The sequence below is a fragment of the Neorhizobium sp. DAR64862/K0K3 genome (assembly GCF_050500185.1).
Taxonomy (GTDB): domain Bacteria; phylum Pseudomonadota; class Alphaproteobacteria; order Rhizobiales; family Rhizobiaceae; genus Neorhizobium; species Neorhizobium soli.
Window position 1 is genome coordinate 750,396 of record NZ_CP191450.1, and the last position, 14,092, is coordinate 764,487.

The window sequence follows — 14,092 nt, forward strand, 5'->3', positions numbered from 1 at the left end:
TCAGGCCCGCTTGCCGAACTCCGCCGTGCCGCGTGTCCAGTGGGCAGCCTGTTCCGAAAGCGTGATCCCGAGGCCCGGACGGCTTGGTACCAGCATGCGCCCATCTCGGATCTCGAGCCGTTCCTTGAACAGCGGATCGAGCCAGTCGAAATGCTCCACCCACGGCTCCAGCTCATAGGCTGCGGCAAGATGCAGGTGAATTTCCATGGCGAAATGCGGGGCGAGCTGGAGTTTCTTCGCCTCGGCCAGCGCGCAGATTTTCAGAAACGGTGTGATACCACCCACCCGCGGGGCGTCCGGCTGGATGAAATCGACCGAATTGTTCTGGATCAGCGCCACATGCTCCAGCACACTCGTCAACATTTCACCAGTGGCGATAGGCGTATCGAGCTGGGCGGCAAGCGCCGCATGCCCTTCTACGTCATAGGCATCCAGCGGCTCTTCAATCCACGTCAAGTGATAGGGCTCCATCAGGCGGCCGAAGCGCATGGCGGTCGGGCGGTCCCATTGCTGGTTGGCATCGACCATCATCGCCGCTCGCTCGCCAATGCGCTCGTGCACGGCGGCAACGCGCTTGAGGTCGAGTGCCATGTCGGGCTGGCCCACCTTGATCTTGATGCCGCCGATCCCCGCCGCGATCGACTGCTCGACATTCTCGAGAACCTCCTCGATCGGCGAAGAGAGAAAGCCACCGGACGTATTGTAACACTGCACGCTATCGCGATGCGCGCCCAGCAGCTTTGCGAGGGGCAGTCCGGCGCGCTTGGCCTTGAGGTCCCACAGCCCCACGTCGAAGGCCGCGATCGCCTGTACGGCAAGCCCGCTGCGCCCAACCGATGCCCCCGCCCAGCACAGCTTGTTCCACAACTTGCCGATATCGTTCGGATCCTCACCGATCAGCACGTTGGCGATTTCCTTGGCATGCTCGTACTGGCCAGGACCTCCGGCGCGCTTGGAATAGCTGAAACCTATGCCGGAATGGCCATTTTTCGTCTCAATCTCGGCAAACAGGAACGCCACTTCGGTGAGCGGGCGCTGCCGTCCGGTCAGCACTTTCGCATCGCTGATCGGGGTCTTCAGCGGCAGGAAGACCGAAGACAGCTTGATCCATGCGATGCTGTCTGCCTCGACGGCGGTCTGCGATGCATTCTTCTTTTCCATTTGCGCGTCCATGTCTCCAACCCCTCCTGTCCTTCGCCCTCAATGAGCGTCCTGCTTGACGAATACGCGGCCGATCAATCTAAGTCCAAACCGAAGATTGTCGCTCAGCGATACAGGAATTGAATAGATGCTCGATATGGTTCAGGTGAAATCCTTCGTCGCCGTCGCGTCAGAACTCAATTTCAGCCGCGCCGCAAGACAGTTGAACATCACCCAGCCGCCACTCAGCCGGCAGATCAGGCTGCTGGAACAGCAACTCGACGTGACGCTCTTCGAGCGCAACAGCCGGCGCGTCACGCTGACCCCGGCTGGCCTCGCCTTTCTGGCCGAAGCGCAAAAACTTCTGGCACAAGGTGATGCAGCGATAACGGCGACACGCCGCGCCGCCCGCGGCAGCGCCGGCTCCATTCGGATCGCTTTCGTCGGCGCCGCAACCTACGGCTTTCTGCCGCACTTCATATCAGCCGCCCGGACGCTTACGCCGCAGATCGAACTCGACCTGGTACAGATGGAAACGGCCGAACAGTTGCAGGCGATCAATCGCGGCGATGTCGACCTCGGCTTCTCCCGCCCGCTTTCGGGCACGCATCAATTGCAAAGCCTGTGCGTTGTGCGGGAACCGATGATGCTGGCCATCCCGCGGGCACACCCGCTGGGATCGCGGCGAAGGCCGACGCTGGAGGCGCTGAACGGCGAACCGATCATCATGTTCTCACCCCAGGCCCGCTATCTGCACGAAAAGCTCGCCGCATTGATGACCGACAACAACATCACGCCCCACATCGTCCAGAGCATGACCCATTCACAGGCCATCCTGTCGCTGGTCAGCGCCGGCATCGGCCTCGCCATCGTCCCGGCGGCAACGCGCCACGCATGCTACGACAACGTCGTCTTCCGCCCGCTCGACCTCAGGCAGGAATGCGTCGCGGAACTGCATGCCATATGGAGCAGCGAAAACCGCAATCCCCTATTGCCGGAGATTCGCTCTCTTGTTGGAAGCTCCGCAGTGCGTGATCTCTCCAGCTAGATCTGCAGAGGCAGTCGGTGCTCGATTTCAGGACCATCTCTCGCCAATCCAGTTCTCGGACGAGTCTTGGATGTTAATCGGGCCTCGTGCTGCCTGACTCCACTCTTCGTGGCCGAGTGCCCCAGAATAGCTGATCGCAGCATCAGGATCCGTCAGCGCTGCATGACTGGAGCACGGTTCCGGTCCGGACCTTCAATATCTCAGTCGCTGCTTACAGCAGTCCGAACGTCTTCAGCGTTTCGCCGATGCGGGCGTCCTGCTCCGCATTTGGCAGCAGTGCCGGCTGGCGGCTGGCGCCGACGGAGGGGTCCTGCAGGTAGAGCGCGCGCTTGACCATGGCCGGCGGGAAGCCGTGGGCGTAGAGATCGGTGCGGAAAGCGGTGTAGATGTCCTGCTGCCGTTCGGCTTCTGCGATATCGCCTGAATTGAAGCCGCCGACGATGCCGGCCAAGACGTCAGGCATAGCGTTTCCGAGACCGGAGATGCAGCCGGCAGCGCCGTTCTGCAGCGCCCAGAGCACGAGATGGTCGGGGCCGGAATAGACTTCGAAACCGTCGACCTCCTTGGAAACCTGAAGATAGGCGGCCAGTGTCTCCTGCGCGCCGCCGGAATCCTTGATGCCCGCGATATTGCCGTGGGTCGCCAGTTTGCGGGCGGTTTCCGGCTCGATATGGTTCTGGGTACGGGCTGGGATATCGTAGAGATAGACCGGCGTGTCGACGGCATCAGCGACAGTCGAGAAGTGGCGGACCAGACCATCCTGCGTGCAGGCTATGAAGAACGGCGTGATGACGGCGATGCCGGTCACGCCTATCCGGTCGAATTCCTTGGCAAGCTGCAGCGTTTCGAAAGTGGCCGGCATGCCGGCGTTCACGATGACATCGACCTTGCCTCCGACTTCATCGACCACTTCTTCGAGCAGCTTGATCTTTTCGCCGTGGGTGAGCGCCGAAAAATCACCATTGGTGCCGGCGCACATGATATTGTTGCCGGCCGCGACCTGACGGCGCACTTGGGCGCGCGTGGCCTCGTAATTGATGGTCTCGTCGTCGTTGAAGCATGTCACGATCGCGACGAAGGCTTTCTTGGTCATTATTCTACTCCGGGATCAAATCTGGGAAACGCGTGCGAGGCGCGCATTGCGGTTTGCGGCCTGCACATCCGGATCCGGATCGAGGCTCGCGGCAAGAAGCGCCTGCGTATAGGGCATTTGCGGATTGTCGAAGACCTGCGCGACAGTGCCGAACTCGACGACCTCGCCCTTCTGCATGACCATCACGTAATCGGCGAAATCGCGCACCAGCGGCAGGTCGTGGGCGATGAAGATAAAGGCGATGCCCATCTTCTTGCGCAAGCCGTCGAGCAGCCGGATCACCTGCGCCTGGACAGACACGTCGAGTGCCGACACGGCCTCGTCGCAAACGATCAGTTGCGGCTCGAGCGCAAGGGCGCGGGCAATGGCGATGCGCTGGCGTTGACCGCCGGAAAACTGGTGCGGGTAACGCCCCATATGCTCGGGCGACAGGCCGACCTGATCGAGCAGTTCGGCGGCGCGCGCCCGCCACTTGGCTTTGGGCAGGATTTCCGGGTGGATGACCCAGGCCTCGGAGATCAGCTGGTAGACCGTCATGCGCGGGTTGAGCGACTGGGTCGGGTCCTGAAACACCATCTGCAGATCACGGCGCAGCTTGAACAGGTCGCCCGGCGACATCGTGAACAGGTCTTTGCCCTTCCAGCGCGCGGTGCCACCATCCGGCTCTTCGAGGCGCAACAGCACGCGGGCAAGCGTCGATTTTCCCGACCCGCTTTCGCCAACGACGGCGACGGTTTCACCCGGCTTCAGCTCGAAGGACACGCCCTTCAGCGCTTCGAAGCCCCCATAGAACTTGCGGACATCCTTGACGCTGAGGATCGATGCGCCGTGTGCGTCCGGCTCGTGCATGTCGCCCTTGCCGGGGGCGGCGGCGATCAACTTCTTGGTATAGGCGTGCTGCGGGTTGCGGTAGACGTCGCGAACCGTGCCGCTTTCGACAAGTTGGCCCTTTTCCATCACGACGACACGATCGGCAACTTCCGAGACGACGCCGAGATCGTGCGTGATGATCAGCACACCCATTCCCGTCTCGCGCTGCAACTCCTTCAAAAGTGCCAGCACCTCCGCCTGCACGGTGACATCGAGTGCAGTGGTCGGCTCGTCGGCAATCAGCAGGTCGGGTTTGAGCGCCAGCGCCATGGCGATCATGACGCGCTGACGCTGGCCGCCGGAAAACTCGTGCGGATATTTGTCGAGCGCAGCTTCAGGATCCGGCAGCGCCACCCGCTTGAACAGGCGCAAGGCTTCGGCCTGCGCCTGCGTGGTGCTGATGCCGTGGGTCTTCAGCGCCTCGCGCATCTGCCAGCCAACGGTATAGACCGGGTTGAGGTGGCTGAGCGGATCCTGGAAGATCATGGCGATGCGTCGGCCGTTGACCGCGCGGCGCGCCTCGCCAGACATTTTCAAGAGATTCTTGCCGTCGAGCAGGATCTCGCCGGACGTGATCTTGCCCGGCGGCATGTCGATCAGGTTCATGATCGCCGCCGACGATACCGATTTGCCAGAACCGCTTTCGCCGAGGATGGCGAGCGTTTCGCCACGGTCGAGATAGTAGGAAATGTTGCGCACGGCGTGGACGGTGCCGGACACGGTGTGAAAGTCGACGGAGAGATCGCGGACCTCGAGAAGATGATCAGCCATGTTTCGATCCTTTCATTTCCAGGCGCCAGCGCTGAACCGGGTCGAGCGCAATCCGCAGCCAGTTGGAGAGAAGGTTGAGCGACAGCGTGGTCAGAATGATTGCAAGACCGGGCCAGAAGGACAGCCACCAGGCATTGGTCAGGTATTGGCGCCCCTGGGCAATCATCAGGCCCCAGGTGATTTCCGGCGGCTGGATGCCGATGCCGAGGAAGGAAAGCGCGCTTTCCGCCAGCATCACATAGGCAAAATCGAGCGTGGCAAGCGTCATCAGCGTCGGAAAGACGACGGGCAGGATGTGGCGGAAGAGTATGCGCTTGGACGATGCGCCCATGACGCGGGCGGCCTGCACGAACATGCGGCTCTTGATTTCGAGAACCTCCGCGCGAGTGGTGCGCAGATAGACCGGGATACGGGTGATCGACAGGACAAGCATCAGGTTGAGGATCGATGAGCCCAGAACATAGAGCACGATCACTGCAACCAGCAGCGACGGGAAGGACATGATGACGTCGGCGATACGCATGATGACCTGGCTCGTCCGCTCCGACGCGAAGCCGGCGATCAGGCCAAGCAGCGTGCCGATGACAGCCGAAATCAGCACGGCACCTGCCGCAACCATGATCGTGTTCTGCGTAGCGACAATGATGCGCGGCCAGAGCGGGCGACCCAGTGCGTCGGCGCCGAGCCACATGAACCAGTCGCGGCTGAAATCGAACGGCGCGAGATTGCGACCGCGCAGGTTCTGCTTGGTGGCGAGATCATCAAGAAGGGTCGGTCCGATGATCGCTATGACAATGACGAAGACGAGGAAGATGGCGGCGCAGAGCGCAAACTTGTCGGCCCAGAGCATACGCGCCATGCGGACGAAGAAGCCCGGTTCGGCGGCAATGGCATTCTCGGGCGCGGGGGATGGGACGGCCATGGTCATGTCGATCCTCAGTAGCGGATGCGTGGATCAAGCAGAGCATAGGCAAGGTCGATCACGAGGTTCATGAGGAAGATGGCGAAAGCGGTGACAAGGATCGCCGCCAGCACGACGTTGAAGTCTCGCTGCAGGATGCTGTCGATCATTAGCTTGCCGACGCCCGGGAAACCGAAGATGGTTTCGACGATCACCGCGCCGTTGAGAAGGCTGGCGGCCTGATCGCCGATGACGGTTATGACCGGCAGCATGGCGTTGCGCAGGGCGTGGATAAAGATGATCGGCCCCGATTTGACGCCCTTGGCGCGGGCAGTCTTCACGTAAGCCGAAGACAGTGCCGAAATCATCGAGCCGCGCACCACCTGGACGATGATACCGAATGGGCGCACGAACAGAACGCAGATCGGCAGGATCCAGTGCGAGAGCGTGCCCGTGCCCGAGGTCGGCAACCAGGACAGCTGGATGGCAAACACCACGATTGCGACGATCGCGAGCCAGAAATCCGGGACGGAAGCACCGATCAGCGACACCATCGAGGAAAACCGGTCGAAGAAGCCGCCAGTGCGAAACGCAGCAAGCGAGCCGACGACGATCGCCGCGATGGTGACCAGCGTCATGGTGATGACGGCAAGCCACAGCGTCCAGGTGAAGGCTTCGAGCACGACATCGAGCGCCGGGCGCGCCTTGCGCAGGCTTTCGCCGAGATCGCCGGTCACGACATTGCCGACATACTGGCCGAACTGCACGAGAAGCGGCTGATCGAGGCCGTGCAGTGCACGGAACTCGGCCTTCATTTCGGCCGATGCTTCGACGGGGAGAAAAAGGGAAGCCGGGTCGCCTGTCAGGCGCGACAGGAAGAACACCATGACCAGCAGCCCGACGAGCGAGATGAGGCTGGCAAAGGCGCGCTTGCGAACGAAAGTGAGCATGGTGACCTCGATCTTGCTGGAATGGACGGCGGCAGGAGCGCCGCCCATTTCACTTCGATTGGGACGATCAAAATACGTCCTCGGAGTATGGTCCGCGTTAGTTCTTGATGCCGATCTCGGAGAGCTGCAGCATCGAGTTGGTGGCGATGCTCGGCTTGAAGTCCAGACGTTCGGACACGCGGGAATAGCCGACCATATGGAAGAGCAGAACGTCGGCCACGAGATCGTCGTGGACATAGGCGATCAGTTCCGACCACAGCTTTGCACGTTCATCACCAGTGGCAGCGGAGGCGCGGGACACGAGGTCATCGACCTTTGGATCAGAATAGCCGGACTGGGTGCCCTTCGAGTCGTACTTGAAGAACATGGTGAAGGACGGATCGCCCTTGGAATTGTCGTGCATGGCGGCAACGATCTGCGGACCGCGACCTTCCTTGAACGGCTTCGAGTAGTAAACCTCGTGCTCGGCTACTTCGACAAACCGGAGGTCGATCTTGAAGCCGACATCCTGCAACTGAGCCTGGATGGCTTCCATGATCTCCGTCACGTTCGGGAAATTGGCTGTCCGCGCGACGACGGTGATCGGCGTGTCAACAGCAACGCCGTCAGCCTTCGCCTCGTCGAGCAGCTTCTTTGCCTGATCCGGATCATACGGGAAGACCTTGACATCCGGGTTCCAGCCGAGTGTCGTCGGCGGCACAAGAGCCGTCGCAAGCACCGCGTCCTGCGGCACGAGCGTTCCGATAAACGCCTCGCGGTCGATCGCCAGGTTCAGCGCCTTGCGGACGCGGACATCATTGAGCGGCGCGATATTGCCATCGATGCGAAGATAGACGGTTTCGCTGTCGAGATAGGAGAAGTCCGTCTTCTCGTTGGTCGCTTCAACCTGCGAGATCGATGGAGCAAGGTCGGCTTCGCCGGTCTGAACCATGGCTGCGCGCACGGCCGGATCGGAACGGAAGAGATAGGTTGCCTTGGTAACGGCGGGCTTCTTGCCCCAGTAATTGTCACGCGCGTCGAGCACGATCTGCTGGCCCGGCGTCCAGTTGGACAGTTTGTACGGGCCGGTGCCGACGGGCTCGCGGATGAATTCCAGAGGCGTGCCCTCGGGAACGATGGTGACGAGCGAGAGCAACAGCGGCAGGATCGGCTGAACCGGATCGACCTTGAAATCGATGGTGGTGTCGTCGACGATCTTCACGTCGAACTTCATGCCGCCGAAGTAACGGCGGGATTCGCAGATGTTCTTGTCGCTGAAAATACGATCGAAGCTGTATTTGACGTCCTTGGCGCCGAAGGCTTTTCCGTCGGAGAATGTCACGCCGTGGCGCAGATGAAAGCGCCAGGTGCCGTCGCCGGTCTGCTCCCACTTTTCGGCGAGCCGCGGCATCACGCCCTGCTTGCCGCGCACATCGAGCTCGGTCAGCGTTTCGCTGACATTCTCCATGATGACGCGGCCGATATTGGAGCGCGTCGCCATGCAGGGCTCGAGCAGGTCGGCTTCCTCAGGCAAGACGATTTTGATGTCGCTCGACGCAGCCTGAGCCGGAGAAAAACCGGTACCGAGTGCGAGGACGGAGCACAGAACGGCTCCAAATAGATGCGAAGTTTTCATGTCATTCTCCTCCCTCTAGCTGCGGATCGCACTGGTCAGTGCTCATCTTGCGATGGTCTCCCGACTGTGCGCTTCAGGCATTCCTCCGTGTGGCCCTGTGCGTCGGTCGGGATGCCTCCGTCCGTTTCGTCGCCATAAGCGGGCTGACGCAGACCATCTGATGTCTGACCAAGTTTGTCAAATTAATTATTCCGCTATAGGATTTGGACAAACTTTCGTGAGGATAAATCCATTTATTATCATGATGATGAGGCTGAAGAACTGGCCTCAATCTTCAAATTTCAACGTCCTTCAAACTTGACAACTTTGTTATTTTGGTGATTTTCACGGTGGCCAGAGGAGACGCCGATGACGCCTGAACAGATTGCAACCGTCATGACCGGCACGGTGAAAGCCGTCGGAAATGGACGACACGAGGCCATGCTGGCTTCCCCGATGATCCAGAACCACGCCTCATTCCTTCACCTTGCCGAAGACGGCGCGCTGATCTGCGCCTGGTTCGGCGGCACGCTGGAAGGCAAGTCGGATATCTCGATCTTTGCTTCCGTTCTGGCGCCAGGGTCGGACACATGGGGCGAGCCGCAGCGGTTGAGTTCCGACCCCGCCCATTCCGAACAGAACCCGGTTCTGTTTGCGGCACCTGAAGGCGGCCTGCTCTTGTTCCACACGTCTCAGCCTTCAGGCAATCAGGACGAATGCCGTATCCGCATGGCGGAGGTAAATCGCGATGCCGGTGACGCGACCAAACTGACGGTCAGCGATGGACGCTATCTCGATTTGCCGCGCGGCTGCTTCGTTCGAGCACCGCTGACCGTTCGCGACGATGGAGCCTGGCTATTGCCGATCTTCCGCTGCATCCAGCGTCCCGGCCAGAAATGGAACGGCAGCCATGATCGCGCAGCCCTCGGCATTTCCGAAGATCACGGCAAAACTTGGCGTCTGGACGACCTCGATCAGTCGACCGGCTGCGTCCATATGAGCCCGGTGTCCATAGGAGACAACAAGTACGCCGCCGTGTTCCGCCGCAGGCAGGCCGATTTCGTCTATCGCACCGAGAGTGTCGACGGCGGCCGTACATGGTCCGCGCCCGAAGCGACCGACGTTCCCAACAACAATTCATCGATCGCCGCAACCCGCCTGCAGGATGGCCGTATCGCGATGATCTGCAACCCGACCAATGCGGACATGTCCACAGACCGCCGCGCCTCGCTTTACGACGAGTTGGGCGAAGACGACGACCGGCCGGATGCCAATCCGGATGGCGGCTGCGTGCCGATCTGGGGTGTGCCCCGTGCGCCGGTTACCGTCTGCATTTCCGACGACGGAGCAAAAAGCTTCACGCAGCGGATCATCATCGAGGATGGTCCCGGCACCTGCCTGTCGAACAATTCGATCGACGGTCACAACAAGGAAATGTCCTATCCGTCGCTGCTTGAGGGTAACGATGGCAGTCTTCATATCGCCTACACCTATTACAGACGCGCCATCAAATACGTTCGTCTGGCGCCAGGCTGGGCCAGTTCAGCAGCGGGAGAACAAGCATGAGCAACATTATCGGTATCACCATGGGTGACCCCTGCGGCGTGGGACCCGAGATCACGGTGCGGGCGCTGGCCGAAATGAGCGACGCGGACCGTGCCGCCACCCGCATCTACGGAAACCTGCCGACGCTGGAAGCCGCCCGCAAGGCGCTGAACGTCGAGATCGATCTTGCGGCCTATGTCGTTGACCTGCCGATCGAAGGGGCACCCCTGCCCTGGGGCCAGCTTTCACCGGTCGCCGGCGATGCAGCTTTCCGCTTTATCGAAAAGGCCGTGCGCGATTCCGAAGCCGGCGTGATCGGCTGCATCGTGACTGCCCCGATCAACAAGGAAGCGCTCAACCTTGCCGGCCATCATTACGACGGCCATACCGGCATGCTGCGCAGCCTGACGAAATCGGCAGCCGCCTATATGCTGCTCGCTTCGGAAAAGCTGAAGGTCATCCACGTTTCCACCCATGTCTCGTTGCAGGAAGCGATCCGCCGCGCAACCACCGAACGGGTGCTGGCCACCATAAAGGCCGGCAACAATCACCTGAAGCGCACCGGTTACGAGCGTCCGCGCATCGCGGTTGCGGGCATCAATCCGCATTGCGGTGAAAACGGCCTGTTCGGCACCGAGGATGACGACCAGATCGCGCCGGCAGTGGCTGCCGCCCGCGCCGAAGGCATCGATGCCTATGGCCCGATCTCGGCCGACACCGTGTTCCACCGTGCCTATTCCGGCGGCTTCGACCTCGTCGTCGCGCAGTATCACGATCAGGGTCATATCCCGATCAAGCTCGTCGCTTTCGATACGGCCGTGAACGTGTCCGTCGATCTTACCATCGACCGCACGTCCGTCGACCACGGCACAGCCTTCGACATTGCCGGCAAGGGCATCGCCAACCACGGAAACATGCTGTCGGCCATCGCCTATGCCCGCAAGCTGGTAGCCGGCGGCAAGGGAGAGCAGACATGAGCAGCACTCCCCTGATCGTTCTGCATCAACCAAAACGACTTATCGTCGGCGCCGGTAGCGTCGGCGAGGTCGGCACCTGGGCCGGAGAGGTTTCCTCCACGCTGGTGATCGCCACGCCGATTACCGCTGGTTTCGTCGACCGGTTGAAACTGCCGGGCAAGGTTACCCTGTTCGACGCCATTCCAGGCGAGCCGGAGATCGAAACGCTTGATGCCGCGCTGGCGGCAGCGCGCGCCGCAAAGCCGGATCTCGTCGTCGGCCTCGGCGGCGGTTCCGTCATGGACGTCGCCAAGCTTGTCGCGGCCCTTTGGGATAGCGAGCAGACGCTGCCCGATGTCGCAGGACCCAACAAGGTGGCGGGGCGCAGCACGCGGCTGACGCAGGTTGCCACCACGGCCGGAACCGGCTCGGAAGCGGGCATCCGCTCGCTGATCACCGATCCTGTGAAGGGCGCGAAGATCGCCGTCGAATCTCCGTACCTGATTGCCGATCTCGCGGTTCTCGATCCGGAACTCACCTATTCGGTGCCGCCGGCCGTCACCGCTGCAACCGGCGTCGATGCGATGGCGCATTGCGTGGAGGCCTTTACCAGCAAGCGTTCGCATCCGATGATCGACGGTTTTGCGCGCATGGGCATTCACCTCGTCGGCAAATTCTTGGGCCGCGCGGTCAAGGACGGCGCAGATCGTGAGGCACGCGAAGGTCTGATGCTGGCGTCCTATTACGGCGGCATCTGCCTTGGGCCGGTCAATACAGCGGCGGGCCATGCCATTGCCTACCCGCTCGGCACGCTGCTTCATCTGCCACACGGACTGGCCAATGCCATCGTCTTCCCGCATGTTCTGGCCTTCAACGCGCCAGTGGCAAAGGACAAGACTGCTGAGGTCGCGCAGGCGCTGGGGCTAGGCCAAAATCTCTCGCAGGCCGACCTGTCCGCGCAGGCCCATGGCTTCTGCGCCGATCTCGGCATCGAGATGTCATTGGCAAAACATGGCGCGACCGAAGCCGATCTTCCGCGCTTTGCCGCAGATGCGCATGCCATCCGTCGCCTCATGGACAACAACCCGGCCGATATGAGCGTGGATGACGTTCTGGCGATCTATCGCGCGAGCTTCTGAGAACCTCGCTCCAGTGAAAAAGGCGGTGCCGCCAAGCGCCGCCTTTTGCGTCTCATACCGAAGTCAAATCGCTCGCGATCCTCAAGATCGAGCCTACAGATGCGACGACTGAAAGAGCCTCTCCCGCGATCCCTTCAGATGCTCGAACATCAGACGGCGTGCATCATCCTCGTTGCTGTTGGCGATCGCTGTTGCAATGGCCTCATGTTCGCCAAACACGCGCGACAGGCCGGACGCTTCGCGCTTGATCGAGGCGCCGTGGAATTTCATGCCGACGGCAATATGATCCTTCAGGGCTTCCATGGCGGTGGTAAAATAATTGTTCTGCGCGGCGCGGGCGATGGCGAGGTGGAACTGAAAGTCGGCATCCTCGCGGTGTGACTGACGGTTCGTGGCATCGCGCAGCAGTTCCAGCGCCTGGCGGATGGCTTTCAGACTGTCGGCATCGTGACGGGCGGCAGCGGCCGCAGCTGCGGCAGGCTCCATCGTCAGGCGGAATTCGTAACAGTTGAGAAGATCGGCAACGTTTTCCAGCTGGCCGAAACCTAGCGGATTCCGCAAGCCTACCGAGCGGACGAAACTGCCGGCACCGCGCCTTGAATAGATCAGGCTCTGGTCGCGCAGCCGTTTCAGTGCTTCGCGGATGACGGGTCGGGACACCTCGAATTCGGCAGCCAGATCGTGTTCCGTCGGCAGGCGCTCGTCGGGCTTGTACGCACCGGACTTGATTGCGCGCAGCATCCGCTCGAACACGATATCCGCAAGGCCCTTGCGGGCGGTTCCCGTTTCCAGTCCCATCGTCAACCTGCCTTTCGCAGGACCATGTCTGCAATTTGCTTCAACGTATGGGGATGACCGAAGCCACCCGATTTTGCAATGATGCAGCGACCCTGCGCCGATGCAAGACCAAGACCCGGCAGGCATTCGCCATGCAGACGCAGCCTCGACAGGCCCAGCCCACGCAGCACCGCCTCGGCCGTCGCCCCGCCGGAGAGAAGCAGCGTTCCATCGTGACCGGCAAGGTTTTCTTTCAATCCGTCAGCCAGAGCTTCCGCCACAAGCTGCGCATCGACCTCTTCCTCACCCGGTGTCGCCTGCACGAGCATCAGATCAGGTCTTGTCCCACTTTCCGCGTCCAGCCGGCCGTTCGGCGCAGGCAGATACGTCAGGCTGTGGCCGTTGCGCAGGGCGTCGATCTGCGCAAGCGTGATCGGATCGCGCGAACCGATGACAAATGTGATCGGACCGGAAGGGATGGTCGCTGCCTTCGCGTCGACCTTGTTCGTCATGCGACGGGCGAGCGCTTCTGCAAGACCGCGAGCGCCGATCAGCAGATCGGTCCCGTTGTTCTCAGCGACGTCGAGCGCAACGTCCATGTCGGCGGCTGAGCTAGCGTCAGGGATATGGGAACGAGCTGTGTGCGCACCGAGCCTGTCGGCGATCACGATCGGAGCGTCGATACCAAAGCCGGTGACACATCCGTTCGCAACGACCCGACCGAACTCTGGTATCCCAGGCGCAACGAGGGCATGGGTGAAAGGGATGGCGTCCAGTTCGGCAACGATATTTCCCTTGAGGCGGGAATCGACCTTCTTGAACAGCCGCGTTCCCGGCGGCAGCAAGGCGATTGCCGCAGCCGTGGCGGCACGTGCGTCGCCGGCACTTGTTTCGCGGGTGTTGAGGTTGATGGACAGCACAGCGGGGCGATCGGCGACGATCCCAGTAATTGCATCAAGGTTGAGCGCCACGTCGGTGCGAATACCTCGCCCGGCAAAAGGCGCCGCCGAGTCGAGCGCACCGGTCAGGTCGTCCGCAAGAATGACTAACATACGCCTCCACCTACTTATGTTGTAAGCTTTATACCACGGAAAAGCGCTTATAAGTCAACATGGGTATGGAGTGAAATGACAAATGTAAGGTATTAAGCTCGGTTGGGGCAACAGTGTTAAATTTCAGAGAGGTTGGCATGAATGACATCGTCGTCGACGACTAATCGCGACGGCGTGATCCGTTATCATCATTCGAGACGACCAGCCGTCAAAGTCCCCAAAAGTGTTTCCGGGAACCATGCCATTCTCGACCAGA

Annotated in this window: 12 protein-coding genes; 4 read left to right on the forward strand and 8 right to left on the reverse strand. The window is 61.1% G+C overall.

Annotated elements, in window-relative coordinates; genetic code table 11:
• Positions 1 to 1,161, reverse strand: coding sequence for an L-talarate/galactarate dehydratase (locus ACQY1L_RS20250; RefSeq protein WP_430245991.1), 1,161 nt, complete (start codon positions 1,159 to 1,161; stop codon positions 1 to 3).
• Positions 1,162 to 1,288: 127 nt separating this feature from the next.
• On the opposite strand from ACQY1L_RS20250, the gene ACQY1L_RS20255 reads away from it, so the two are divergent.
• Positions 1,289 to 2,188: a LysR family transcriptional regulator gene (locus tag ACQY1L_RS20255; RefSeq protein ID WP_430245879.1), complete on the forward strand. Its 900-nt coding sequence runs from the start codon at positions 1,289 to 1,291 to the stop codon at positions 2,186 to 2,188.
• A gap of 211 nt (positions 2,189 to 2,399) precedes the next feature.
• Here the strand turns inward: ACQY1L_RS20255 and ACQY1L_RS20260 are convergent, their stop codons facing one another.
• The 5 genes from ACQY1L_RS20260 to ACQY1L_RS20280 all read right to left on the reverse strand — a co-directional run bounded on the left by ACQY1L_RS20260 (position 2,400) and on the right by ACQY1L_RS20280 (position 8,388).
• Positions 2,400 to 3,281 carry a dihydrodipicolinate synthase family protein gene (locus ACQY1L_RS20260; RefSeq protein WP_092662780.1) on the reverse strand — a complete coding sequence of 294 codons (882 nt, stop codon included), beginning with the start codon at positions 3,279 to 3,281 and terminating at the stop codon, positions 2,400 to 2,402.
• Between the two features lie 15 nt (positions 3,282 to 3,296).
• Positions 3,297 to 4,922 carry an ABC transporter ATP-binding protein gene (locus tag ACQY1L_RS20265; RefSeq protein WP_430245881.1) on the reverse strand — a complete coding sequence of 542 codons (1,626 nt, stop codon included), beginning with the start codon at positions 4,920 to 4,922 and terminating at the stop codon, positions 3,297 to 3,299.
• Positions 4,915 to 5,844: an ABC transporter permease gene (locus tag ACQY1L_RS20270; protein WP_430245993.1), complete on the reverse strand. Its 930-nt coding sequence runs from the start codon at positions 5,842 to 5,844 to the stop codon at positions 4,915 to 4,917. Before ACQY1L_RS20270 ends, ACQY1L_RS20265 begins: the two co-directional genes overlap by 8 nt.
• 14 nt (positions 5,845 to 5,858) lie before the next feature.
• Positions 5,859 to 6,773, reverse strand: coding sequence for an ABC transporter permease (locus ACQY1L_RS20275; protein WP_092663432.1), 915 nt, complete (start codon positions 6,771 to 6,773; stop codon positions 5,859 to 5,861).
• 97 nt (positions 6,774 to 6,870) lie between these two features.
• Positions 6,871 to 8,388 carry an ABC transporter substrate-binding protein gene (locus ACQY1L_RS20280; protein WP_430245883.1) on the reverse strand — a complete coding sequence of 506 codons (1,518 nt, stop codon included), beginning with the start codon at positions 8,386 to 8,388 and terminating at the stop codon, positions 6,871 to 6,873.
• Between the two features lie 348 nt (positions 8,389 to 8,736).
• Here ACQY1L_RS20280 and ACQY1L_RS20285 point away from each other — a divergent pair, with 348 nt between their 5' ends.
• From ACQY1L_RS20285 to ACQY1L_RS20295, 3 genes are read left to right on the forward strand one after another with little or no spacing between them, the layout of a single operon-like run.
• Positions 8,737 to 9,933 (forward strand): sialidase family protein, encoded by a 1,197-nt coding sequence (locus ACQY1L_RS20285; RefSeq protein ID WP_430245885.1) that lies wholly within the window; start codon positions 8,737 to 8,739, stop codon positions 9,931 to 9,933.
• Positions 9,930 to 10,889 (forward strand): 4-hydroxythreonine-4-phosphate dehydrogenase PdxA, encoded by a 960-nt coding sequence (pdxA, locus tag ACQY1L_RS20290; protein WP_174197793.1) that lies wholly within the window; start codon positions 9,930 to 9,932, stop codon positions 10,887 to 10,889. Before ACQY1L_RS20285 ends, pdxA begins: the two co-directional genes overlap by 4 nt.
• Positions 10,886 to 12,007, forward strand: a complete 1,122-nt coding sequence (locus ACQY1L_RS20295; RefSeq protein WP_430245887.1) for an iron-containing alcohol dehydrogenase — start codon at positions 10,886 to 10,888, stop codon at positions 12,005 to 12,007. Before pdxA ends, ACQY1L_RS20295 begins: the two co-directional genes overlap by 4 nt.
• A gap of 93 nt (positions 12,008 to 12,100) precedes the next feature.
• Here ACQY1L_RS20295 and ACQY1L_RS20300 read toward each other — a convergent pair whose 3' ends face one another.
• Positions 12,101 to 12,805, reverse strand: coding sequence for a FadR/GntR family transcriptional regulator (locus tag ACQY1L_RS20300; protein ID WP_062459988.1), 705 nt, complete (start codon positions 12,803 to 12,805; stop codon positions 12,101 to 12,103).
• A 2-nt stretch (positions 12,806 to 12,807) separates the two neighbouring features.
• Positions 12,808 to 13,836 carry a four-carbon acid sugar kinase family protein gene (locus ACQY1L_RS20305; protein ID WP_430245889.1) on the reverse strand — a complete coding sequence of 343 codons (1,029 nt, stop codon included), beginning with the start codon at positions 13,834 to 13,836 and terminating at the stop codon, positions 12,808 to 12,810.
• Positions 13,837 to 14,092: the final 256 nt, after the last annotated feature.

Bases quoted from the DNA above. Each gene is read 5' to 3' on its own strand.
- pdxA (WP_174197793.1), top strand. From the start codon at position 9,930: ATGAGCAACATTATCGGTATCACCATGGGTGACCCCTGCGGCGTGGGA.
- ACQY1L_RS20285 (WP_430245885.1), top strand. From the start codon at position 8,737: ATGACGCCTGAACAGATTGCAACCGTCATGACCGGCACGGTGAAAGCC.
- ACQY1L_RS20305 (WP_430245889.1), bottom strand. From the start codon at position 13,836: ATGTTAGTCATTCTTGCGGACGACCTGACCGGTGCGCTCGACTCGGCG.
- ACQY1L_RS20280 (WP_430245883.1), bottom strand. From the start codon at position 8,388: ATGAAAACTTCGCATCTATTTGGAGCCGTTCTGTGCTCCGTCCTCGCA.
- ACQY1L_RS20300 (WP_062459988.1), bottom strand. From the start codon at position 12,805: ATGGGACTGGAAACGGGAACCGCCCGCAAGGGCCTTGCGGATATCGTG.
- ACQY1L_RS20265 (WP_430245881.1), bottom strand. From the start codon at position 4,922: ATGGCTGATCATCTTCTCGAGGTCCGCGATCTCTCCGTCGACTTTCAC.
- ACQY1L_RS20270 (WP_430245993.1), bottom strand. From the start codon at position 5,844: ATGGCCGTCCCATCCCCCGCGCCCGAGAATGCCATTGCCGCCGAACCG.
- ACQY1L_RS20250 (WP_430245991.1), bottom strand. From the start codon at position 1,161: ATGGAAAAGAAGAATGCATCGCAGACCGCCGTCGAGGCAGACAGCATC.
- ACQY1L_RS20255 (WP_430245879.1), top strand. From the start codon at position 1,289: ATGCTCGATATGGTTCAGGTGAAATCCTTCGTCGCCGTCGCGTCAGAA.
- ACQY1L_RS20295 (WP_430245887.1), top strand. From the start codon at position 10,886: ATGAGCAGCACTCCCCTGATCGTTCTGCATCAACCAAAACGACTTATC.
- ACQY1L_RS20260 (WP_092662780.1), bottom strand. From the start codon at position 3,281: ATGACCAAGAAAGCCTTCGTCGCGATCGTGACATGCTTCAACGACGAC.
- ACQY1L_RS20275 (WP_092663432.1), bottom strand. From the start codon at position 6,773: ATGCTCACTTTCGTTCGCAAGCGCGCCTTTGCCAGCCTCATCTCGCTC.